Annotated in this window: 13 protein-coding genes; 9 read left to right on the top strand and 4 right to left on the bottom strand. The window is 71.0% G+C overall.

Features of this window, described 5'->3' with window-relative positions:
* Positions 1-77: 77 nt before the first annotated feature.
* The 4 genes from P0W64_RS08805 to P0W64_RS08790 all read left to right on the top strand — a co-directional run bounded on the left by P0W64_RS08805 (position 78) and on the right by P0W64_RS08790 (position 2,956).
* Complete coding sequence (locus P0W64_RS08805; RefSeq protein WP_275479709.1) at positions 78-1,460, top strand: DEAD/DEAH box helicase; 1,383 nt, start codon at positions 78-80, stop codon at positions 1,458-1,460.
* A gap of 119 nt (positions 1,461-1,579) precedes the next feature.
* Positions 1,580-2,044, top strand: coding sequence for a PPOX class F420-dependent oxidoreductase (locus P0W64_RS08800; RefSeq protein WP_275479708.1), 465 nt, complete (start codon positions 1,580-1,582; stop codon positions 2,042-2,044).
* A gap of 2 nt (positions 2,045-2,046) precedes the next feature.
* On the top strand, positions 2,047-2,478 hold the full coding sequence (locus tag P0W64_RS08795; protein ID WP_275479707.1) for an AraC family transcriptional regulator: 432 nt from the start codon (positions 2,047-2,049) through the stop codon (positions 2,476-2,478).
* Positions 2,479-2,488: 10 nt separating this feature from the next.
* The gene (locus tag P0W64_RS08790; RefSeq protein ID WP_275479706.1) at positions 2,489-2,956 is read left to right on the top strand and encodes a VOC family protein; all 468 of its coding nucleotides are present in this window, start codon (positions 2,489-2,491) and stop codon (positions 2,954-2,956) included.
* Positions 2,957-3,048: 92 nt separating this feature from the next.
* Here the strand turns inward: P0W64_RS08790 and P0W64_RS08785 are convergent, their stop codons facing one another.
* The gene (locus P0W64_RS08785; RefSeq protein WP_275479705.1) at positions 3,049-4,344 is read right to left on the bottom strand and encodes a styrene monooxygenase/indole monooxygenase family protein; all 1,296 of its coding nucleotides are present in this window, start codon (positions 4,342-4,344) and stop codon (positions 3,049-3,051) included.
* A gap of 19 nt (positions 4,345-4,363) precedes the next feature.
* On the bottom strand, positions 4,364-5,578 hold the full coding sequence (locus P0W64_RS08780) for an acyl-CoA dehydrogenase family protein (RefSeq protein WP_275479704.1): 1,215 nt from the start codon (positions 5,576-5,578) through the stop codon (positions 4,364-4,366).
* A 113-nt stretch (positions 5,579-5,691) separates the two neighbouring features.
* Here P0W64_RS08780 and P0W64_RS08775 point away from each other — a divergent pair, with 113 nt between their 5' ends.
* Positions 5,692-6,948 carry an adenylate/guanylate cyclase domain-containing protein gene (locus P0W64_RS08775; protein ID WP_275479703.1) on the top strand — a complete coding sequence of 419 codons (1,257 nt, stop codon included), beginning with the start codon at positions 5,692-5,694 and terminating at the stop codon, positions 6,946-6,948.
* Here P0W64_RS08775 and P0W64_RS08770 read toward each other — a convergent pair.
* The gene (locus P0W64_RS08770; RefSeq protein WP_275479702.1) at positions 6,891-7,544 is read right to left on the bottom strand and encodes an ASCH domain-containing protein; all 654 of its coding nucleotides are present in this window, start codon (positions 7,542-7,544) and stop codon (positions 6,891-6,893) included. The two genes, P0W64_RS08775 and P0W64_RS08770, sit on opposite strands and share 58 nt — an antisense overlap.
* A 24-nt stretch (positions 7,545-7,568) precedes the next feature.
* The gene (locus P0W64_RS08765; RefSeq protein WP_275479701.1) at positions 7,569-8,597 is read right to left on the bottom strand and encodes a nucleoside hydrolase; all 1,029 of its coding nucleotides are present in this window, start codon (positions 8,595-8,597) and stop codon (positions 7,569-7,571) included.
* 91 nt (positions 8,598-8,688) lie between these two features.
* Here P0W64_RS08765 and P0W64_RS08760 point away from each other — a divergent pair, with 91 nt between their 5' ends.
* The 4 genes from P0W64_RS08760 (at position 8,689) to P0W64_RS08745 (ending at position 21,299) form a co-directional block, all read left to right on the top strand.
* Positions 8,689-9,402, top strand: coding sequence for an alpha/beta fold hydrolase (locus P0W64_RS08760; protein ID WP_275479700.1), 714 nt, complete (start codon positions 8,689-8,691; stop codon positions 9,400-9,402).
* A gap of 220 nt (positions 9,403-9,622) precedes the next feature.
* Positions 9,623-11,398 carry a fatty-acid--AMP ligase gene (locus P0W64_RS08755; protein ID WP_275479699.1) on the top strand — a complete coding sequence of 592 codons (1,776 nt, stop codon included), beginning with the start codon at positions 9,623-9,625 and terminating at the stop codon, positions 11,396-11,398.
* Positions 11,395-16,644, top strand: coding sequence for a type I polyketide synthase (locus P0W64_RS08750; RefSeq protein WP_275479698.1), 5,250 nt, complete (start codon positions 11,395-11,397; stop codon positions 16,642-16,644). The genes P0W64_RS08755 and P0W64_RS08750 overlap by 4 nt, the downstream gene beginning before the upstream one ends.
* A complete protein-coding gene (locus P0W64_RS08745; RefSeq protein ID WP_275479697.1) occupies positions 16,641-21,299 on the top strand; it encodes a type I polyketide synthase in 4,659 nt (1,552 codons plus the stop codon). Before P0W64_RS08750 ends, P0W64_RS08745 begins: the two co-directional genes overlap by 4 nt.

Below are 21,299 nucleotides of genomic sequence, written 5' to 3'. Positions count from 1 at the left end.
GGCGTGGATCCGCCGATACCGTGCCGCGGCGACGAAGCTGTGGCGCGCTTATGCCCGAAAGGGGCAACCACAGCCATATGACCTCCAGTTCTTCGTCCTTCGCCGATCTCGGCGTGCCCGCGCCCCTCGTGCGCGCGCTGACCGACATGGGGATCGACGCCCCGTTCCCGATCCAGGCCGACACGCTGCCGGATTCGCTGGAAGGCGCCGACGTCCTGGGCCGCGGCCGGACCGGCAGCGGCAAGACGCTCGCCTTCTCGATTCCGGTCGTCGCCGGCCTCGTCGACGAGGGTCTGCGTGGCCGGCCCGGCCATCCCGTCGCTCTGATCCTGGCTCCGACCCGTGAGCTCGCGACCCAGATCGCGGGCACCCTCACCCCGCTCGCCGGCGCGTACGACCTCACGGTCGCCACGGTGTTCGGCGGCGTCAACCAGTCGCGCCAGGAGCGCGCGTTCAAGGCGGGGGTCGACATCGTCGTTGCATGTCCGGGCCGCCTAGAGGATCTGATGCGGCAGCGCATCGTCAGCCTCGACTCGGTCGACATCACCGTCCTCGACGAGGCCGATCACATGGCCGACCTCGGGTTTCTGCCGGTGGTCACCCGGATCCTCGCCGCGACCCCGCACGACGGCCAGCGTCTGCTGTTCTCCGCGACACTGGACAACGGTGTCGACAAGCTCGTCAAACGGTTCCTGCACGACCCGGTGCGGCACTCCGTGGACGACGAGAACTCGCCCGTCGAGGCGATGACGCACCACGTTTTCGACCTCACCGGGGCGGACGCGAAGAAGGAGATGGTGCGGACGCTCGCGTCGGGCACCGGTCGCCGCATCCTGTTCACGCGCACTAAGCACCAGGCCAAGAAGCTGGCGAAGCAGCTCACCGCCGACGGTATTCCGTCGGTCGACCTGCACGGCAACCTGTCGCAGAACGCCCGGGACCGGAACCTGGCCGCGTTCTCCGGCGGCACCGCGCGGGTCCTCGTTGCGACCGATGTCGCTGCGCGTGGCGTACACGTGCCCGAGGTCGAGCTGGTCGTCCACGTCGACCCGCCCGCCGAGCACAAGGCCTATCTGCACCGCTCGGGCCGGACGGCTCGCGCCGGCAATACCGGCGACGTCGTGACCCTCGTGCTGCCGGAGCAGCGGAAGGACGTATCGGTCCTGCTGCGCAAGGCTTCGATCGACGCCAAGCCGCAGCGCGTGACCGTCGCGTCGGACGAGGTCACAGCGCTGGTCGGCGAGGTCGCCCCGTATGTCGAGCCGGTACCCGTGGCGTCCGCGCAGCAGCACGCGCCGAAGCAGCGCCAGGGCGGGCAGGGCGGACGGCGCTCCGCCGGCGGCCGGGGCCGCGGTGGTCAGGCGCGCGGAGGACAGGCGCGCGGAGGACAGGGACGGGGTGGACAGTCGCGCAACGGCGCAGGTCGATCGCGCGGCCGGGCACCGCACGCCGCACGTTGATTCACGCCCTAGCAGGCGCCGAGGGCGTCTATCCCGCTGTATGACGGGATAGACGTCCTCGCAATGCGTTTCATGACACAGCGGTAGGGTGCCGGTTAGACGTCACTGTAGGAGGTGCCATGCCGCGCTCGATCGCCACCAATACCCGAGTAGACCGCGAGGGCCTGCTCGCATTCCTCCAGACGCGGAAGAACGGGGTGCTGTTCGCACACCGGGCGTCGGGGGCTCCGCAGCTCAGTCCCGTCACATACGCGGTGGGGCCTCGTGGAGACATCCTCATCTCCACATATCCGGAACGCGCCAAGGCAGCCAACCTGCGGCGCGACAGCCGCTGCTCGCTCATGTCGCTCGGTGCGGACTTCAACGACCCGTGGGTACAGGTCGACGGGGTCGCCGAGGTGATCGACCCACCGGATGCGGTGGAGGGTCTCGTCGAGTACTTCCGCGCAGCCGCGGGGGAGCACCCGGACTGGGCGGAATACCGGCAGGCGATGCGAGACCAGGGCAAGTCGCTGATCCGTATCCGTATCGAGACGTGGGGGCCCATCGCGACTGGGGGATTCCCACCGCGGCTGGTCGATTGACGGTGTTCACGGCACGGGAGGACGCGAACCGCCGGCTGCTGCGTGCGCGGGATGCGATGGATCTGAAGTTCGCGGAGCCGCTCGACGTGCCGGCGCTCGCGGCCGTCGCCTATATGTCTACGTCGCACTTCACCCGCGAGTTCAAGACGGTGTTCGGCGAGACGCCGCATCGATATCTGCAGCGGCGCCGGGTCGAGAGGGCCCTGGCGATGCTGCGCGATACAGACGATCCGGTCACCGAAGTCGCTCTGGCCGTGGGCTTCACGAGTATCGGGACGTTCGGCCGGACCTTCCGTGAGATAGTCGGGCGTTCGCCGTCGGAGTACCGGGCCACGGTGCGCGTGCTCGGGGTGCCGGGCTGCTTCGTGCGGCGCTGGACGCGCCCCGTGGGAACAGCACTTTCGGAGAAGCGGCATGTGGCCGCGACACCCTAGTGTCGATCCCATGTTCACATCGATCGCCATCACCTCCGTACACGTCCTCGACCAGAACGAGGCGCTCGACTTCTACGTCGGGAAGCTGGGATTCGAGGTCCAGGACGACGTCGATATGGGATTCATGCGCTGGCTGACCATCGCGCTTCCCTCCGAGCCGGACCGGCAGCTCCTCCTGGAAGTGCCTGGGCCGCCGAGCCTGTCCGAGGAATCGGCGGCCGCGGTGCGAGACCTGGTCACCAAGGGTGCCCTCGGAGTGGCGGCGATCCTGAACACCGACGACTGCCGCGCCACCTTCGCCGAATTGTCAGGGAAGGGCGTCGAGTTCACAGAGGAGCCGACCGAGCAGCCGTATGGAGTCGACTGCGCGTTGCGCGACCCGTTCGGCAACCATATCCGCATCACTGCGCCCAAGAAGGGGCCCGTGGAGATCACCGACGACGACGTCGCGCGCTGGAGTGGTGCCGGCAGCGAGTGAGACCACGCCGACGGCACGAGTCCACCCCGCACCCGTGAACCACCTCACCGAGCGTGTCGGGTCACACGTACGGGGTGGGCTCGGGTCGGCCGTCAGGCGGGTACGGCCGCCTTCGCGTCGGCGATGAAGCGGTCCACATCCTCGTCCGTGCGCAGGCCGAGGATAGGCGCGGGCTCGGAAAGCAGGCCGAAGAGCGCTGCGCCCACCGCGTCGTCCTCCTGTGCCGCGGGGAACAGCTTCGCCGCGACGAAGCCGTAGTCCGGGTCGCCGAGGAAGAGGCGGGTGGCTTCGGCGGCCGCGTGCCCGCGCTCGGTCCAGTGCCGTTCGAACTGCTCGCGCAGCCACTCCGCCGTGAAGTCGGATCCGCGCTCGGCGGCGGCACGCGCGAGTGCAGCGACCTGGATGATCCCGGTCTGTGCGCCCTGGCCCGCGATCGGGTCGAACGCGATCGCGGTGTCGCCGATCGCGGCTACGGGCCGCCCGCTCGACGTGAAGCCGACGGCCGAGCGCACGGTCGGGGTCACGGCGCCGGTGAGCCACGAGTGCGGATCCTGCTCGATGACCTGGAGCTGCTCTACGGTCGGGGCGTCGTCGGGGAAGTAGTCCCGGTACAGCGCGACCACCGCCTCGCGCGCGCTGGCGGGGTCGGTGACGGCCGCGAACCGCTCGACCCAGGGGCTACCGGGCTTGGCGAATCCGAGGAAGCTCCACGTCGCGCCCGCATCCTTGTGCCAGTAGGGACCGATCCACGCCTCGCCGTGCTCGGCGTGCAGGTTGAACACGTTGTGTGTCCCGGTGCGCGGCGTGCGAGCGTTGCGCGGGAAGACATCGGGGCCGTGTCCCAGGCCGGTGAAAGCGGCCGCCAGCAGGTGACGCTGAGGCGATCGGTAGACGGTTCGTGACTCGTCGACGGGGAACAGCGCGGACAGCCCGCCCTTCCCGGTGGCGACGAGCGTGAGGTCGTGCTGTGCGGCGATGGTATCGAGGCTTTCGCGGCTCACTGCGTCGACCAGGAAGCGACCGCCCCGTTCGATGAACCGCTTCAGACGGTCGTGGGCGCGCAGCCGGACGTCGATGCCCGACGCCACGTATCCGAACTCGGGATCGAAGTCGAGTAGCCCGGACAACTCACCCGGCTCGCCCGACGTGAGGCGCGTGGCCATGCCGGTGGACAGGGGCGCCTCCTCGTAGGTGTCGCCGGTCAGGTCGACGTCTACGTCGCGCGAGTGCCCGAACAGCACGGCCGTGCCGGTTGCGGGGACGGCGTCGCGAAGCTCGTCCGGGGTGCGGTCCGAGTAGACGGTGACGTCGAAGCCGCGCTCCCCGAGGGCGAGAGCCGCCGTCGCGCCGACTACTCCGGCTCCGATGATCGCTACGGAACTGGTCATGGGGTCTCCTTCTCCAGAATTACGGTCGGTTGCCGGGGCGGCGGCCTGCGCTCCAGGCGTAGGGCAGCTCGGTCCCGTTGAGCAGGTAGTCGCCTATCGCGCGTGACTTGTAGACGACGGGGTTGTGGACGGCAAGGGTCCTGGCGTTGCGCCAGTGCCGATCGAGCCGCAGATCGGCCGAGACGACCGATGCACCGCCGACATCGAACAGCCGACTGGTGGCCTCGAGCACCAGATCGATCACGGTGATCTGCGCCTGCGCGGCGGAAAGTTCTGCGGCAGAAAGCAGTTCGGTGTGCTCGACCCGGTCCGCCAGGACATCGTCCAGGACGTCGGCGACGGCCAGGACCGCCGCACGTGCGGTGAACGCGGCGGCCGAAAGCCTGCCGATCACCTGTTGCACCAGCGGATCCTCGCGCGGCAGGTCGGCCACGGCATGGGTGTAGGAGCGGGTGCGTGCGCGCACCCAGTCGGAGATGTCGTCGGTCGCGCGCTGTGCGATACCCGCAAGACCGGCCAACTGCACCAGCTGCAGGAAGGACGTCGCGTATGTGGGCCCAGGGCTCCCGTAGCCGGGTCCGACGACGCGGTCGGCCGGTATGCGCACGTCCGTGAAGGTCGTCGTGCCGCTCGCGGTCAGGCGCTGGCCGAACCCGTCCCAGTCATCCACCCGCTGCACGCCGTCCGCCTCGGAATCGACGAGGACGGTCACGCGTTCGCCGTCGAGATCGGCGGCCACGACGATGATCCCGGCGTACAGGGTGCCCGTTGAATAGAACTTGGTCCCGTTCAACACGTACCCGCCGTCCGGGTCCGGTACGAGGACCGTGCGGTACCGATCGACCGCGCCCACACCGGGTTCGGTGATCGCGTTGCCCGCGATCAGCCCGCCGACCACCGCACGCAGCCACGCGTCACCGTCGTCGGACCGCGCGAGGCGCTGGTCCTCCACGAAGCTGAAGTGCACGCGCAGCGCCTGCGGCAGGTTGGAGTCGGCAGCCGCGAGATCGACCAGGACGCCGAAGAATTCGCGGAGTGTCACGCCGGATCCGCCGAGCTCCGTCGGGACCCGGAGCGAGGTGAACCCGGCGTCGCGGAGCAGCGCGACGGCGTCGAACGGCAGCTCGCGGTCCCGTTCCCGGGCGACGGCTCCGGCCGCGATCTCCTCGAAGACCGGCCGGAAGCGTTCGGTGAGCGATGCACCTGCGGTGGTGCGTTCGAGTGAGGTGGTCATGGCGTACGACTGTGCCCTCGATGGAAGGTGATGGCGATGATTGCGCGCGGCGTGAATCGTGCTCGTCTCCGGCTTCCGGTCCGGGCACTGAGAGGCCGCGTTACGCTACGCGCGTGTTGGCGAAGCTACCGGTACGCGCCGACCTGGTCGCGTCGCTGCGGGAGAACCGGGAGGGCCAGGCCGGGGCTCGGCGACGGATGCTGGTGGGAGCTACGTACGCGGCCGCACTCCTGTTCTTCGGTTTCGCGGTGGTACAGACCTTCGTGCACCAGGGACCGTGGACGATCGCCCTCGTCGACGCCGTCGCCGCGTTCCTGTTCTTCGTGATGCCCCACCTGCCGCGTACCCCGGAGCTGCTTGCGCCCGCCGTTTTCGTGATCGTGTCGTACACGTCGCTGGCGCTGCTGTGGATGCTCATCGGCAGCGGCTCGGGACTGGCGTTCTACTTCATAGCGGCCGCCGCGTGCGGCATCGTCGTGACCGGCATCGAGCAGGCGTGGGCCGCGGTGCTGACGGCCGTCGTGGGACTCGCGCTCATCATCCTGCTGCAGATATACGTGCCGTACAACGTGAGCGACCTGCCGCGCTGGATGTTCACCTTCAGCTACGCGGTCAACACGATCGGCGCGGGCGGGATCGCCCTCGCGATCATCTGGTACGGCATGCGGCAGACAGCCGTTGCCGAATCGGACCTCGAGCGCCAGTACGAGCGGTCGGAGGCCCTGCTGGAGAACATCCTCCCGGCCGATGTCGTCCGCAGGCTCAAGGAGTCCGGCGGCGCGGTGATCGCCGACGAGTACGACGAGGCCTCGGTGCTGATGGCGGATATCGCCGGTTTCACCACGCGGGCGAGCAACGAGACGGCCGAGGAGCTGGTGGCCTTCCTGAACGATCTGTACTCGCGCCTGGACACCCTGGTAGCGGAGCACGGTCTGGAGAAGATCAAGACCAGTGGGGATGCGTACATGGTGGTCAGCGGCGTGCCGAACCCGCGCTCGGACCATGCTCAGGCGCTCGCGGCGCTCGCCCTCGATGTGGCGGCGGCCGTCGAACGGTTCCGGGACGCCCGGGGCGACACGGTCCCGTTGCGGATCGGTCTCGCATGCGGCCCGGTCGTGGCGGGCGTCATCGGCTCGCAGCGGTTCTTCTACGACGTGTGGGGCGACGCCGTGAACGTGGCGTCTCGGATGGAGTCCACGGCGCCGGTGGGGCGGATACAGGTGCCCGAACGGATGGCGGAGCAGCTGTCGACGCGCTTCGTGTTCGAGGAGCGCGGCGCCTCCGAGATCAAGGGCAAAGGCGTCATGCGCACCTACCTGTTGGTGGGCGAGGCCTCGTCGGACCGCGCGGAGCCGAGCCAGTCCAGATAGGCAGCGCCGCGCCGGGAGATCTCGTATCCGACGTCGTGACTGATGGTGAGGCCGAGGGCCTTGAGCTTGCGGATATCCGCCTTCATGGGCAGCAGCTCGACGCCCCGCTCGGCGGCCAGCTCCTTGGACACCACACGCGGATTGTCGCGGATCCAGATCAGGATGTCGCGGGTCCACGGACCGGCGTCCCGGCGGTCCAGGCGCTCCAGGCGGCTTGCGATGTCCACGAGTTCGGCATCGTCGGGAACGCTGTCCCGCAGGGCGATTCGCGGATCCACGCCCGCCCACTCGACAGTGACGCGGTAGACGGTGTCGCCCCCTCGTGCCCGGCGGTCTCCGGGGCGGCGCTCGCCGCCCGATGCTCGCGGAGCCAGTGCCCTGCGCAGCGCGGCCGCGTCCTTCATACCGGCCGCACGGGCGGCGCGGTCGGATACCTTCTCCAGGTCGGCGACCCGCACCACGCGTGTGAACCGGATCAGGCCTGCGGGCGTGAGCTGAGTGCCGCCTACCTTGACTCGAGGAGCATCCCATCGCCGGAACTGTGCGGTGATGCGCCCGTCGCGGATGCCCTCCGCGACCGCTTTCGAGATCAGCATGCGGACGGAGAGGGGGCGCGGGGGTCAGATGGCACGGGCGAGGGCTCCGATCCGGTCGACGAGCGTGTCGAAGAACGCCGCCGGATCGGTACCGACCGCGATCCGGGCCGTGTCGGGGCGGCCCCACACGCGAGCGTGATCGGCGACCGTCGTACCGCGTGTGAGGCTGCCGGTGAGCTCCACGTCGACAGGCGCCGCGTGGAGTTCCGCGATCGAGGGGTCGAGCGCCACGGCGGCGGCGAAGGGATCGTGCATGTGCGCGATGTAGCCCTGGTCGTGGTCCCGGTGGAACTCGAAGTAGAAGCGCACCGCGTCGGTGACGGCCCGTACCAGCGCGTTGTTCGCTGCGGACCGGAGCCCGTCCGCGTCATCTGCCGCGGGCACCTCCTCGGGCGTGCTGCCGGCGCTGTCCGCGAGTCTGAGTAGATGGTCGGGGGTCATCTCGATGGTCTCGGTGAGGTCGAGCGGGCACACGATGGGCAGCGCGACACCGGTCCCGTCGAGCGCCTCGTAAGCATGCAGTACCTCATGCCACGACTCGGGATCGACGGCGACGTTCCACTCGGACGTCGGGGTCGTGTTGCCCGGGTGGTGGAACGCGCCGCCCATCAGCACCAGGCGACGCAGCCGGGCAGGTATGCCCGGATCGTCCCGGATCGCGAGCGCGAGGTTGGTACACGGGCCCGTCACCAGCCCGACGACCTCGCCCGGGTGCGCGCGGGTGATCTCCGACCACGCCTGGGCGCCCGGGCGGGCCGACACGCCCCGGCGTGGGGCGGGCAGCTCCGCGTAGCCGACGCCGAGCGGGCCGTGGGTCTCCTCGGTCGTCATGAGCGGGGTCGCCAGAGGTGCGTCGGCGCCCAGGCAGACTTCGACGTCGTCGCGCCCGAGCAGCTCGAGCCATCCCAGATTGTTCTGCGAGACCTGCTGTGCCGGAACATTTCCCGCGGTGGAAACGATCGCCTCGAGCGTCACGTCCGGATGGGCGAGCAGGTACAGCAGCGCGAGCGAGTCGTCGATCCCCGTATCGCAGTCGAACACCACCGTCGTCACCCCCGCATCGTAACCGCTGACACATGTGAGATTCCTGCGAGTGAACTGTCGACAGCAGGATATGTCCGATCCTGTAGGTATGGTGTCGGCCGTGCCCACTCTCGCCACGCTCTATGTCTTCCCGCATGCGGGCGGATCGCCCTCGTACTACGTGCCGCTGGCCGCTGCTTTCGGACCGGACGTCCGCGTGGTCGGGGTTCCATACCCCGGGCGCGGGGGAGCGCATGACGTGGCGGGGCTCACCGGCATCGAGGCGCTCGCCGATGCGGTATCGGCTCGGCTGTCGCCCGCAACCGCCGCGGAGGGGCCGATCGCCTTCTTCGGGCACAGCATGGGTGCGCTGGTCGCGTTCGAGACGGCGTGTCGGTTCGAGTCCGCCGGCCGTGCCGTCGACGGACTGTTCGTGTCCGCGTGCGCGGCGCCGGGTGAGAGCGGATTCGACGTCGCCGCCGACGACGCCGAGTTGCTCGACGCCGCCGCGCGCATGACGGGTGCGGATCCGGCGCTTCTGCGGAGCGAGGAGTTCTCGGCACGCATCCTTCCGACACTCCGGGGGTTCCAGGCGATCACGGCCTACCGACCGGATGCCGCTCGACGTGTGACAAGCGCAATCAGGGCGTATTCGGGTGAAACGGACGAGATCGCGACTGCCGAGCGCATGAGCGGCTGGGCGGCGCGCACGAGCGGATACCTGGGGCTCCGATCGTTCCCCGGTCATCACTTCTACCTCGGCGATCACGCAGGCGACGTGGCTGCGGACATCGAGGCGACGTTGCGGCGCGGGGCCGCGGCGCGGCCCGTCTGACAGCACGCTCCGGCCAGGGTGGCGGCCCGTGAACGCCCGGGCCGGTTAATACAACCCACGTCCGGTATGGGAAGAGATTCTTTTATCAATGTCCGATACGTGACATACTGCTTGCAATTCATGCGGCAGAAAGGACCGGCCGACGAGCGCCGGTCACGTGGCGTGCCAGCCCCGCCCGAGCGCCGGCGGCCCACGTCACCCGAACGGAAGGCGGACTCCTGTGTCGAATCCCCAGCAGTCGAACTCCCAGCACATCGCTGACTCCCTCATCCCCGTCGTGCTGGAGCGGCGTGCCGCCGCGGAGCCGGAGGCGCAGGCGTTCACGTTCGTGGACTACGACCTCGACCCGGACGGCTACGCGGAGACGTTGACGTGGTCGGAGCTCTACACCCGCGTGCGGGTGGTGGCCGGCGAGCTGCGCCGACACGGCGGAATCGGCGACCGCGTCGCGATCCTGGCGCCGCAGTCGATGGACTACGTGGTCGGCTTCCTCGGCGCGCTCGAGGCGGGCATGGTCGCTGTGCCGCTGTCGGTGCCGATGTTCGGCGCGCACGACGAGCGCGTCTCGTCGGTGCTCGCCGACTGCGCCGCCGCCGCGATCCTGACCACCACGGCAGCGGTGGGCGACGTGATGCCGTCGGTGAATGCTGCGACCGGGGTCCGTCCCGCAGTCGTGGAGGTCGACGCGCTCGACTACACCGACGAGCCCGCCCCGTACGAGATCGACCGGCCCGCCGCGAAGCTGGCGCTCCTGCAGTACACGTCGGGGTCGACGGGCACGCCGTCCGGCGTCGCCGTCGGGCACGAGAACATCGCGGTCAACGTCGCGCAGATAGCCGCCGACCAGTTCGCCGACGTCGGCGGCTACCCGCCGGAGGGCACCACGCTGGTGTCCTGGCTGCCGTTCTTCCACGATCTGGGCCTGATGCTGGGCATCATGGCGCCCGTCGCCACCGGCCGGCACGGTGTCCTCACCAGCCCCCTGTCGTTCCTTCAGAAGCCCTCCCGATGGATCCGTCTGCTCGCCGAGTACCCGGGGGCGCACTCGGCGGCGCCCAACTTCGCTTTCGATCTCGCCGCGCGCCGTACGAGCGAGGCCGACCTGGAGGGGCTGACGCTCGCGGGCGTGCACGGGATCATGAACGCGGCTGAGCGCGTCCAGCCCGCCACCGTGCGCCGGTTCAACGAGCGGTTCGCCGCTGCCGGGCTGCGCGACGGTGTGCAGTTGCCGGCCTACGGCCTGGCCGAGGCGACCCTGTATGTCGCGTCGCTCGAGCCCGGCACGTCGCTGCCGATCGTGCGCTTCGACTACGAGAAGCTCGCAGCGGGCTACGCGCTGCGCGTCGAGGGCGAGGGCGGTTCGGAGCAGGTGGGGCTGGGCCACCAGCGCAGTACCGTCTTCCGGGTCGTCGACACCGAGAGCTTCGAGGTCTGCCCGGACGAACGGGTCGGCGAGATCTGGGTGCACGGCGCCAACGTGGCGGCCGGGTACTGGAACAACCCGACGCGCACCGCCGAGGTGTTCGACGCGAAGCTGGCGCAGACCGAGTCGGGTACGCCCGAGGGCCCCTGGATGCGCACCGGTGACCTGGGTGTCATATCCGGCGGCGAGCTGTTCATGGTCGGTCGGATCAAGGATCTGATCATCATCGACGGCCGCAACCACTACCCGGACGACATCGAGTCCACCGTCACGTCCATCACCGGCGCGCGCACCGCCGCCATCTCGGTCCCCGGCAGCGACACCGAGCAACTCGTCGTCGTCGCCGAGCTGCGGAAGCTCCCGACGGACCCGCAGGAGATCGCAGAGCACGTCCAGCAGACGCGCCGCGCCGTCGCGTCCGCGGTGTCCCGTGCCCACACCCTGCGGGCGGCGGACATCGTGCTCGTGCCGCAGGGCGCGATCCCGATCACCACCAGCGGCAAGACCCGCCGTCGCGAGACCGCCGAGACCTACCGCACGGGCGGCTTCCAGCGGCTGGGCGAGGACGGATGACCGCCGTCGCAGGCGAGGATGCCCTGCGGCGCTGGCTGACCGATTACCTGGTCGACGTTGTCGGCGCGGACCCTGAGGATCTCGATCTCGACGCACCGGTGCGCGACCTCGGCCTCGGCTCCACCGACGCTGTCGTGCTGTCGGGTGAGCTCTCCGAGCTGCTGGGACGCACGGTGTCGCCGGCCGAGCTGTTCGAGAACCCGACTGTCAACGGGCTCGCTTCTGCGCTCTCCTCGCCGCCGGCACCCGACGGTGTCGGACATGTGCGCCTTGCGCAGCACGCATCGGCCGACGAGGCCGTCGCGATCGTCGGGCTGGGTTGCCGGTTCCCGGGTGGCGCGGACGGCCCCGACGCCTACTGGGACCTGCTCACCTCCGGTCGGGTCGCGGTCGGCGAGGTGCCTGACGGCCGCTGGGAGCCGTTCGTCGCGGACACCCCCGAGTCGGCGGGAGCCCTCGCCGCGACCACGCGGCACGGTGCCTTCCTCGACGACATCGCGGGCTTCGACGCCGAGCATTTCGATGTCTCGCCGAGCGAGGCCGCCCGCATGGATCCTCAGCAGCGCCTGCTGCTCGAGGTCGTACACGAGGCTCTGGAGCACGCCGGAATCGTTCCGGGGTCGTTGCGGCACAGCCGCACCGGCGTGTATGCCGGCGCCTGCGCCACCGAATACGGCTACCTCGTGGCGAGCGAGCTGAGTCGCGTGGACGGCTGGTCGGGGACCGGCGCAGCCGGCAGCGTGATCGCGAACCGGGTGTCCTACACGTTCGACCTGCGCGGCCCGTCCGTCACCGTCGACACCGCGTGCTCGTCGTCATTGGTCGCGGTGCATATGGCCGTGCGCAGTCTGCGTTCCGGTGAGACCGACCTCGCTCTGGCGGGCGGAGTGAACCTTCTGCTCTCACCTGCGGTCACACGTAGTTTCGATGCGCTCGGCGCCATGTCGCCGACCGGCCGCTGTCACGCATTCGACGCGGCGGCGGACGGCTACGTCCGCGGCGAGGGCGCGGGTGTCGTCGTGCTCAAGCGTCTTTCGGATGCCGTACGCGACGGTGACCGCGTGCTCGCGGTGATCCGGGGCTCGGCGGTCAACCAGGACGGTCGCTCCAACGGCCTCCTGGCACCGAACCCGGCCGCGCAGATGGCGGTCCTGCGCGACGCCTACGCCGACGCGGGGATCGCCCCACGCGACGTCGATCTCGTCGAGGCACACGGGACCGGGACGCTGCTCGGCGACCCGATCGAGGCCCGTGCGCTGGGCACGGTGCTCGGCCGTGGCCGCCGCGCGGAGGCGCCCCTGCTGTTGTCCGCGGTCAAGACCCAGCTCGGCCACCTCGAGGCGGCAGCCGGGATCGCGGGCCTGATCAAGGCCGTGCTCGCGATCCGCAGCGGCGAGATCCCCGCGAATCCCGGTTTCTCGCAGCCCAATCCGCATATCCCTTTCGCCGAGCACCGCCTGCGCGTGGTGGCGGAGCCGACCCCCTGGCCGGAGTCCGGCCGTGCCCGGAGGGCGGGCGTATCCGCGTTCGGGTTCGGCGGCACCAACGCACACGTCGTGCTCGAGCAGGCGCCTACCGTAGGGCCCACGGCACGGCACGAGAGCAATGAGGGACCGGCGCGGCTCGCCGTGACAGGAGCCTCCCGAGCTCGCGTGGCGGCAACGGCGGCCCGGCTCGCCGACTGGCTTGCGAACGCCGATGCGACACCGGCCGATGTGGCTCTCGAGCTCGCCACCCGACGTTCGCGCGGCCGCTATGCGGGCTCCGTCGTCGCGCGCGACGTGGCCGGCGCGGTGGCGGGTCTGCGCGCCCTTGCGGCGGGCACGTCCGCCCCCGGCGTCGTCGCGCCGCTCGACCCCGTGGACCCCGGTGTGGTGTTCGTGTTCTCGGGTCAGGGTTCGCAGTGGGCTGGGATGGGTCGGTCGTTGTTGGTGGCGGAGCCGGCGTTTGGTGCTGCTGTGGATGAGATCGATGTGGATTTTGTTGCGGTGGTGGGTTTCTCGTTGCGTGGGGTGTTGGAGTCGGGTGAGCCGGTGGTGGGTATCGATCGGATTCAGCCGGTGTTGGTGGGTGTGCAGTTGGCGTTGGTGGCGTTGTGGCGTGCGCATGGTGTGGAGCCGGATGCGGTGGTCGGTCATTCGATGGGTGAGGTTGCGGCTGCTGTCGTGTCGGGTGGTTTGTCGGTGCGGGATGGGTTGACGGTGATTGCGACGCGGTCGCGGTTGATGCGGCGGGAGTTGTCGGGTCAGGGTGCGATGGCGTTGCTCGAGCTCGACGCCGCAGAGGCGGAACACCTCATCGCACGCTTCGAGGGAGTGTCCGTTGCCGTGGTCGCGTCTCCGCGGCAGACAGTGGTGGCGGGTGCGCCGGGGCAGGTGGATGCTGTGGTCGCTGAGGTGACGGGGCGGAATCTGTTGGCGCGTCGGGTGGAGGTGGATGTGGCGTCGCATCATGCGACGGTGGATCCGATTCTGGGTGAGTTGCGTGCGGAGCTTGCGTCGATCTCGCCGCGGGCGCCGCGTATCCCGGTGTATTCGACGGTGCAGCCGGGGCAGACCGCGCCGGTGTTCGATGCCGCGTACTGGGCGGACAACCTACGCCGACCGGTGCGATTCGCCGACGCTGCGGGCGCCGCACGCGAGCGGCACGGCACGTTCGTAGAGGTCTCTCCCCACCCCATACTCACCTACTCGATCGACGACACGCTCGGCAACGACGGGCATCGGACGCTCGGCACCCTGTCGCGCGACGGCGACGAGGTCCTGGATTTCCACACGGCTTTGGCCACCGTCGCACCCGTGCCCAAGGGGACGCGGCAGGGGCCGCACATCGACCTGCCGACCACGCCGTGGCACCACACCCGACATTGGGTGGAGTCGGTCGAGTCCCGTTCCGAGGCGGGATTCTCCGCGCGACCCGGGACATTGCTGGGCGACCCCGTGCGACTCGCCGGTGACCGGCCGGCGGTGCTGTGGCGTGCGCGCTTCTCGCCCGCTGCTCGTCCCTACCCGGGTGAGCACCGCATCCACGGCGCCGACGTGGTGCCGCTGTCCGTGCTCCTGCGCACGCTCGCGACCGCAGCCGGGGAGGCCGGGGCCCTCGGTGTCGAGGACGTGCGGCTCGAACGCCCGGTGCCCGCGAACGCTCCTGCGACGCTGCAGGTCACGGCTTCCGACGGCGCGATCTCACTCGCCGTCGAGGGTGCCGCCCGCAACATCGCGGGGCGCCTGGGAGCGCCGGACAACGTGCCGCTCGTCGTAACCGGCCTCGCAGATGCACCGGATCTGGCGCGGCGGCTCGAGGAACTCGCGCGCGGGTGGGGTGTCGAGGGGACCGCCTACTCGTGGCGTGCCACCACGCTTCGCCACGCGGAGGGAGTCGTATCCGCCGACATCGCGGGTTCCGGAGACGCCGTGCTCGACGCGGCCGCGACTCTCGCGCGCCTCGTCGACGAGGACCCGCGCCTGCTCGTGCCCGAGGCCGTCGAATCCGTGACACTGGCTGCCGACCCTGCCGAGCGGGGCACCGTCGTCGCGCGCCGACGTGCGGGCGAGCAGCTGGTCGTAGACGTCGACCTCTTCGACGGGGCGGGATCTCGCTACGGGACCATACGCGGGGTCCGCTACGCCGCAATCGAACCCGCCGACTCCGAGCGCGACGCCGTTCCCGAGGAGATCGTGCACGTCCGCGACTGGACGGTGTGGGAGCCTGAATCCACGGGCGCGACCCCGGTGATCTACCGGGCGGCCCGGCGCGAGGGCGAGAGCGATCTGGACGCCGCGACGCGTATGGCCACAGAGGTCGCAGCACTCGCCGGGCGCGAGTCCGCGGCGCCCCTCTGGCTGATCACCCGCGGTGTGGCGGACGGAACCGGCGACGCCGCGGAGGGCGTGCTGTGGGGGCTGGCCGGCGTCGCCGCCGCCGAGTACCCCGAGCGCTGGGGCGGCGTCCTGGACCTTCCCGCGGACGGCGGCGACTACTCGGCCGACGTCGATCACGCGACAGGAGGCTCGAGCCGCGAGCCGATCCGGCTCCGCGATGGACGCCTCGAGGTCGCTGGGATCGTGACCGCCGAGGGCCCCGCTGCGGCACCGCCGGCGCTGCGACCCGATGCCTCCTACCTCGTCACCGGCGGTCTCGGCGCGATCGGCCTCGTCGCCGCCGCGCGTCTCGCCGACCGCGGCGCGCGGCGACTCGTGCTCGTCGGTCGTACCGGCCTCCCACCGCGCTCCGAGTGGGACCGTGCCCAGGGCGCCGTTCGGGTGCGGATCGACGCGGTCCGCGCCCTCGAGCGTCGAGGGGTCGCCGTCGATGCGGTGGCGCTCGACGTGGCCGAACCCGGCGCGCTCGCGGCCGCTGTCGCGGAGCGCGACCGCGCCGGCGCCCCGCCTGTCCGAGGAGTCGTACATGCCGCCGGCGTCGCGGATGCGTCGCTGTTATCCGCCCTCGACGCCGCTGGCGCGCGGCGGGTCCTCGCGCCGAAGGTGGCTGGTGCGCAGGCGATCTCGGAGACTTTTCCGCCCGGCGAGCTGGACTTCCTGCAGCTCATCGGTTCGGCCGGCGCCGCATACGGGATCCCGGGCCAGGGCGCTTACGCGGCCGGCAATGCGTACCTGGACGCGATCGCCCGCGCCCGCCGCGCCGCCGGTGACCGAGCGGTGAGCCTCGCCTGGGGCGCCTGGAGGGACACGGGATTCGGCGCCGACGCCGCGGTGGTCGCCGCGGAGCTGGAACGCCGCGGTACCCGTCCGCTGCGGCCCCGGGAGGCTCTGGCGGCGTGGGACCGGGCCGAGGGCCTCGAGGTCGCGCACGTGATACTCGTTCCGCGGCCGACGGCCGACGCCGTCCGTCCGGCGGGTGACGCGCCGTCGTGGGCGGATCGTTCTGCGGACGAGGTCCGCAGCGAATTCGAGCACGGCCTGCGCGCGATCCTCGCTCGCGAGTTGCGCCTCGACGATTCGGAGCTGGAGGCGGATCGCCCGTTCGCGGAGCTCGGCCTGACCTCGATCATGGCGATGTCCATCCGCCGTGACGCCGAGCAGCTCGTAGGGACCGAGCTGTCCGTGACGATGCTCTGGAACCACCCGACGATCGCGGATCTGGCGGCACACCTGACCGAACGGGTCGGAGCCGGCGGTGCCGAGGAGCCCGTGCACGACGCCGACGAGTCGGCCGAGGAATCCGCGGGCGACGGAGATGCGTTCCTGGACAGCCTGTTCGCGAGCGCAGAGGAGGACGCCCTGTGACGACCGACGAATTGCGGGCCTGGCTGGTCGGTTACATCGTCGACCGATTCGGGGCGGACCCGGCGGTCGTGGACCCCTCTGCGCCGCTCACGGATCTCGGTGTCGGTTCGAAGGACGCCGTCGTATTGTCCGGCGAGCTGGGTGAGCGCCTGGGTCGCCCGGTCTCGCCCGTCGAGTTCTGGGAGCATCCGACCATCGACGCGCTTGCGGCGTACTTCACCGGCGCCGCAACGGAATCCATGACCGGCACGCCTGATGCTCCGGTCGCCGCGGCGGACGCCCCGATCGCGATCGTGGGCCTCGGCTGTCGTCTCCCGGGCGGGATCGACGGGCCGGACGCATTCTGGGACCTGCTCGCCGAGGGGCGCACCGCCATCGGCGAGGTGCCCCCGGACCGCTGGGCGCCATGGGACGACGGCAGCAACGAGGTGGCGGCAGCGCTCGCCGGCACCACCCGTTGGGGCGGCGTGCTCGACGACATCGCGGGCTTCGACGCCGAGCACTTCGACATCGGCGTCCGCGAGGCCTCGCGGATGGACCCGCAGCAGCGCCTGGTTCTCGAGGTCGCCCACGATGCGCTCGAGCACGCCGGAATCGCCCCGGACTCGTTGCGGCACACCCGCACCGGCGTCTTCATAGGCGCCTGCCTCTCGGAATACGCCTTCCTGGGCGCGGCCGATCTGCCTGCCGTGGACGCGTGGAGCAATACAGGTGGCGCGCTGAGCATCATCGCGAACCGGGTTTCGTACCTGCTCGACCTGCGCGGCCCGTCGCTAACGGTCGACACCGCGTGCTCGTCGTCGCTCGTCGCACTGCATCTGGCCTGCCAGAGCCTGCGTACCGGCGAATCGGAGACCGCTCTGGTAGGCGGCGTCAATCTGCTCCTGTCTCCGGTCGTCTTCGGGGGCTTCGACGCCTCCGGTGCCCTGTCCCCGAACGGTGAGTGCCGGGCATTCGATGCCGCCGCAGACGGTTTCGTGCGTGGCGAGGGGTGCGGTGTCGTCGTGCTCAAACGGCTCGCAGATGCCGAGCGCGACGGAGACCGCGTCCTTGCCGTGGTACGCGGGTCGGCCGTCAATCAGGACGGTCGCTCCAACGGGCTCGTCGCTCCGAACCCCGCCGCGCAGATGGACGTGCTGCGTGCCGCCTACGCGGCCGCCGGCGTCCCGCCGCGGGAGGTCGACTACGTCGAGGCCCACGGCACAGGCACCGCGCTCGGCGACCCGATCGAGGCCCGTGCATTGGGGACCGTCCTGGGCCGGGGGCGCAAAGCCGACGCTCCGCTCCTGATCGGCTCTGTCAAGACCAATGTGGGACACCTCGAGGGTGCGGCGGGAGTCGTCGGGCTGCTGAAGGCGGTCCTGGCGGTGAGGCGGGGCGAGATCCCGGCGTCGCTGCACTACTCGGAGCCCAACCCGCACATCCCGTTCGACAAGCTGCGCCTGCGGGTCACCGACGGACGCCTGCCGTGGCCGTCCACAGGCCGCCCGCGGCGCGCCGGGATCTCGTCGTTCGGCTTCGGAGGCACCAACGCGCACGCCGTCATCGAGCAGGCGCCGGTCGGGGCGGACGCACCGGTTCCTACCGCGACCCCGGTCACCACACTCGTGGTGTCCGGGAGCGACGAGGCGCGCGCCGCCGCCTGGGCGACCCGCCTTGCGGACTGGCTCGAGGGCCCCGGGGCGGACGTACCGCTCGGCTCGGTGGCTGTGGAACTCGCCCGCCGTGCCCACGGCGTGCGCGGCGCGGCCGTCGTCGCGCGCGATGCGGCCGGTTCGGTGGCCGGGCTCCGCGCCCTCGCTGCGGGCGAGCAGCGGGACGGCGTCTCGCCGGTGCCGGAGATAGGCAGCGCTGCACCGGTGTTCGTGTTCTCAGGCCAGGGATCGCAGTGGGCGGGTATGGGCCGCCGTCTCCTCGCCGACGACCCGGTTTTCGCCGGTGCGGTCGATCGCCTCACGCCCGTACTGGCCGCCCACACCGGGCTGGACCTGCGGGCGGTCCTGGAGAGCGGCGGACCGCTGCGGGGTGATGCAGTGGTACAGCCCGCCATCTTAGGGCTCCAGCTCGCGATCGTCGAATCACTCGCGGCCCGGGGCATATGGCCCAAGGCCGTGCTCGGTCACTCCGTGGGTGAGGTCGCCGCCGCAGTCGTGGCCGGCGCGCTGCGTGAGGAGGACGGTGCCCGCGTGATCGGCGCACGCGCGCGCCTGATGTCCGAGGCCGGGCCGGGTGCGGTCGCGGTGATCGGGGCCGGCGAGGACGTTGTGCGTCAGCTGATCGCGGGGCACGACGGCGTCGAGATCGCGGTGTATACGTCGGTTCGACAGATCGCCGTCGCCGGCCCGGTGGATGCGGTCGACGACGTGCTCGCCGCTGCAGCGGAGCGGAACCTGTTCGCGCGCAGGGTCGATATGACGGTCGCGTCGCATACGGCTCTGATGCAGTCGGTCGTCGCACCCCTGCAGGCCGAGCTGGAGGACCTCGAGAGCCTGCCCGCGGCGCTGCCGTTCTTCTCGACCGTGAACGAGACCGAGACACCTGTCGTCGACGCGGCGTACTGGGCCGCTAACGTGCGGCAGCCGGTACGACTGCGACAGGCGATCGAGGCCGCCGCGCAGCGCTTCTCGACATTCGTCGAGATCGGCGCGCAGCCGACGCTGCTGCGCGCGGTCACCGACACGGTGCCGGAGGCGCGGACCATCGCCACGCTGTCGCGAGACGGGGACGACACGGTCGCCCTCGAGGCCGCCGCGCTGGCGCTCGGTGCCAACCCGTCCGTACCGGACGCACCCCGGCCGGTCGTCGGTCTCCCCGCCACGCCCTGGCGGCAGACCCCGCATTGGCTGCCGGCTCCCGCCGCCGGATCCATTCGGTCCGGCATGCACGTGGACACGGCCGACATAGTCGACGGGGTACCCGCCGACTGGCGGTACGAGTTGACCTGGCCCGAGCGGACGGCACCGGCCGCCAGCGCGACGATCCGTTCCGCGCCCGCGACCTGGCTGGTCGTCGGCGATCCCGAGCTCGCCGACGCGCTCGGAGGCACCGCGATGTCGACCGATCTGTTCGCGATCGGTGGGATCGACGCCGAGGTCGCGGTCGCGCGCGCCGACCGTGTCGTGTTCGCCCCGCGTCCGGTTGGTTCCTCCACGGCCGAGCACACCGCGCGCGCCCTCTTCGACGCGGCCCGCGCCGTCGCCGTCGCGGTCGCGGCCGGCGGGCACGCCCGCCTGCATCTGGTCACGCGCAACGGGCAGCCCGTCGTCGACGGCGAGCCCGCCGATCCCGCGCACGCGGCACTGTGGGGTCTCGGCCGGACGCTCGCGCTCGAGAACGCGGAGACGTGGGGTGGTCTGCTGGACGTCGACGCGTCGGTGCCCGAGCGGGTGATCGCCGGATACCTGCGCGCCGAGGCCGACGCGGACGGGTCGGGTGGTGAGGACCAGGTCGTATACCGCGCCGGACGCCGCCATGTGCCGCGGCTGGTGCCGGCGTCGCCCGGCCCGCAGGGCGAGATCGACACCGACGGTGCGCATCTGGTGGTCGGTGCGACCGGCAACCTCGGCCCGGCGGTACTGCGCGAGTTGGCGCGCCTCGGCGTCGGCACCCTGGTCGCCGTGTCGCGCGCTCCCGGCGACAGACTCGACGCACTGGCCTCCGAGCTCGCGGCGCGGGGGACGCGCCTCGTCGTCGCCGCTGCGGACGCGACGGACGAACCGGCGATGGCCGCGCTGCTGGCGCGGTTCGGCAGCGAGCTGCCCCGGCTCGCGGGAGTACACCTCGCCGCGTTCGGCGGGGGACCGGTGACCCTCGCGGAGATGACCGATGGGGATGTCACCGCGATGTTCGCGCCCAAGCTCGGCGCCGCGGAGATCCTCGATCGCCTCACGCGCCGCATCGACCTGAGCCACTTCACGGTGTTCACGTCGATCTCCGGGCTCACGGGCTCGCGGTGGCTCGCTCACTACGCGGCGACCACGACATTCCTCGACGCGCTGGTCTCGGCGCGACGTGCGGCCGGGCTTCCCGGCAGCGCGGTGAACTGGGGTCTGTGGGCGTCGCTGGACGCCCGGCAGGGGGAACTCGAGCGCCAGGCCACCGCGGGGTCCGGTCTCGTCCCCATGGACGACGACACCGCGATCCGCGCACTCGGCCCGGCGCTCGCCCGCGGCGGCCGCTCCGTGGTGGTCGCCGCCGACTGGCCGCGCATGGCCGCCGCCTACCGGATCCACGCCGCGTTGCGGCTCGTCGACGAACTCGCCACGGATGCCCCCGACGAGGCCGTGACCGCCTTCCGGCAGGAGCTCGCCGCCGCCGATCCCGAGCGACGTTACGAGATGCTCGAGAACCGCGTCGCGGCGGCGGTCGCCGGTGCCCTGGGCGTCTCGCCGGAACTGGTCGACCGACGGTCCGGATTCTTCCAGGCCGGCATGGACTCGCTCACCGTCGTGACCGCGGCGCGCGCACTCGCCCGCGACGTAGGTGACGTCCTGCCGACCTCCGCGGTCTTCGACTACCCGACGGTCGTTGCACTTGCGGGACACCTCGCGAGTGTGCTGCCTGAGTTCGCCGGCGACGCAGCGGAGCCCGACGACGACTACGACGACCTCAGCGAAGACGAACTCCTGGCCCAGCTCTCGGAAAGGCTCAGCTAG

It is taken from the genome of Tsukamurella sp. 8F, from assembly GCF_029167375.1.
GTDB lineage: Bacteria > Actinomycetota > Actinomycetes > Mycobacteriales > Mycobacteriaceae > Tsukamurella.
Note: the sequence above shows the minus strand (reverse complement) of the source record. Positions and strands in the feature narration are given on the sequence as shown.

What these genes read in the sequence shown, in the direction of transcription:
- P0W64_RS08780 (WP_275479704.1), bottom strand. Translation starts at nt 5,578, where the DNA reads ATGACCACCTCACTCGAACGCACCACCGCAGGTGCATCGCTCACCGAA.
- P0W64_RS08790 (WP_275479706.1), top strand. Translation starts at nt 2,489, where the DNA reads ATGTTCACATCGATCGCCATCACCTCCGTACACGTCCTCGACCAGAAC.
- P0W64_RS08770 (WP_275479702.1), bottom strand. Translation starts at nt 7,544, where the DNA reads ATGCTGATCTCGAAAGCGGTCGCGGAGGGCATCCGCGACGGGCGCATC.
- P0W64_RS08785 (WP_275479705.1), bottom strand. Translation starts at nt 4,344, where the DNA reads ATGACCAGTTCCGTAGCGATCATCGGAGCCGGAGTAGTCGGCGCGACG.
- P0W64_RS08750 (WP_275479698.1), top strand. Translation starts at nt 11,395, where the DNA reads ATGACCGCCGTCGCAGGCGAGGATGCCCTGCGGCGCTGGCTGACCGAT.
- P0W64_RS08805 (WP_275479709.1), top strand. Translation starts at nt 78, where the DNA reads ATGACCTCCAGTTCTTCGTCCTTCGCCGATCTCGGCGTGCCCGCGCCC.
- P0W64_RS08800 (WP_275479708.1), top strand. Translation starts at nt 1,580, where the DNA reads ATGCCGCGCTCGATCGCCACCAATACCCGAGTAGACCGCGAGGGCCTG.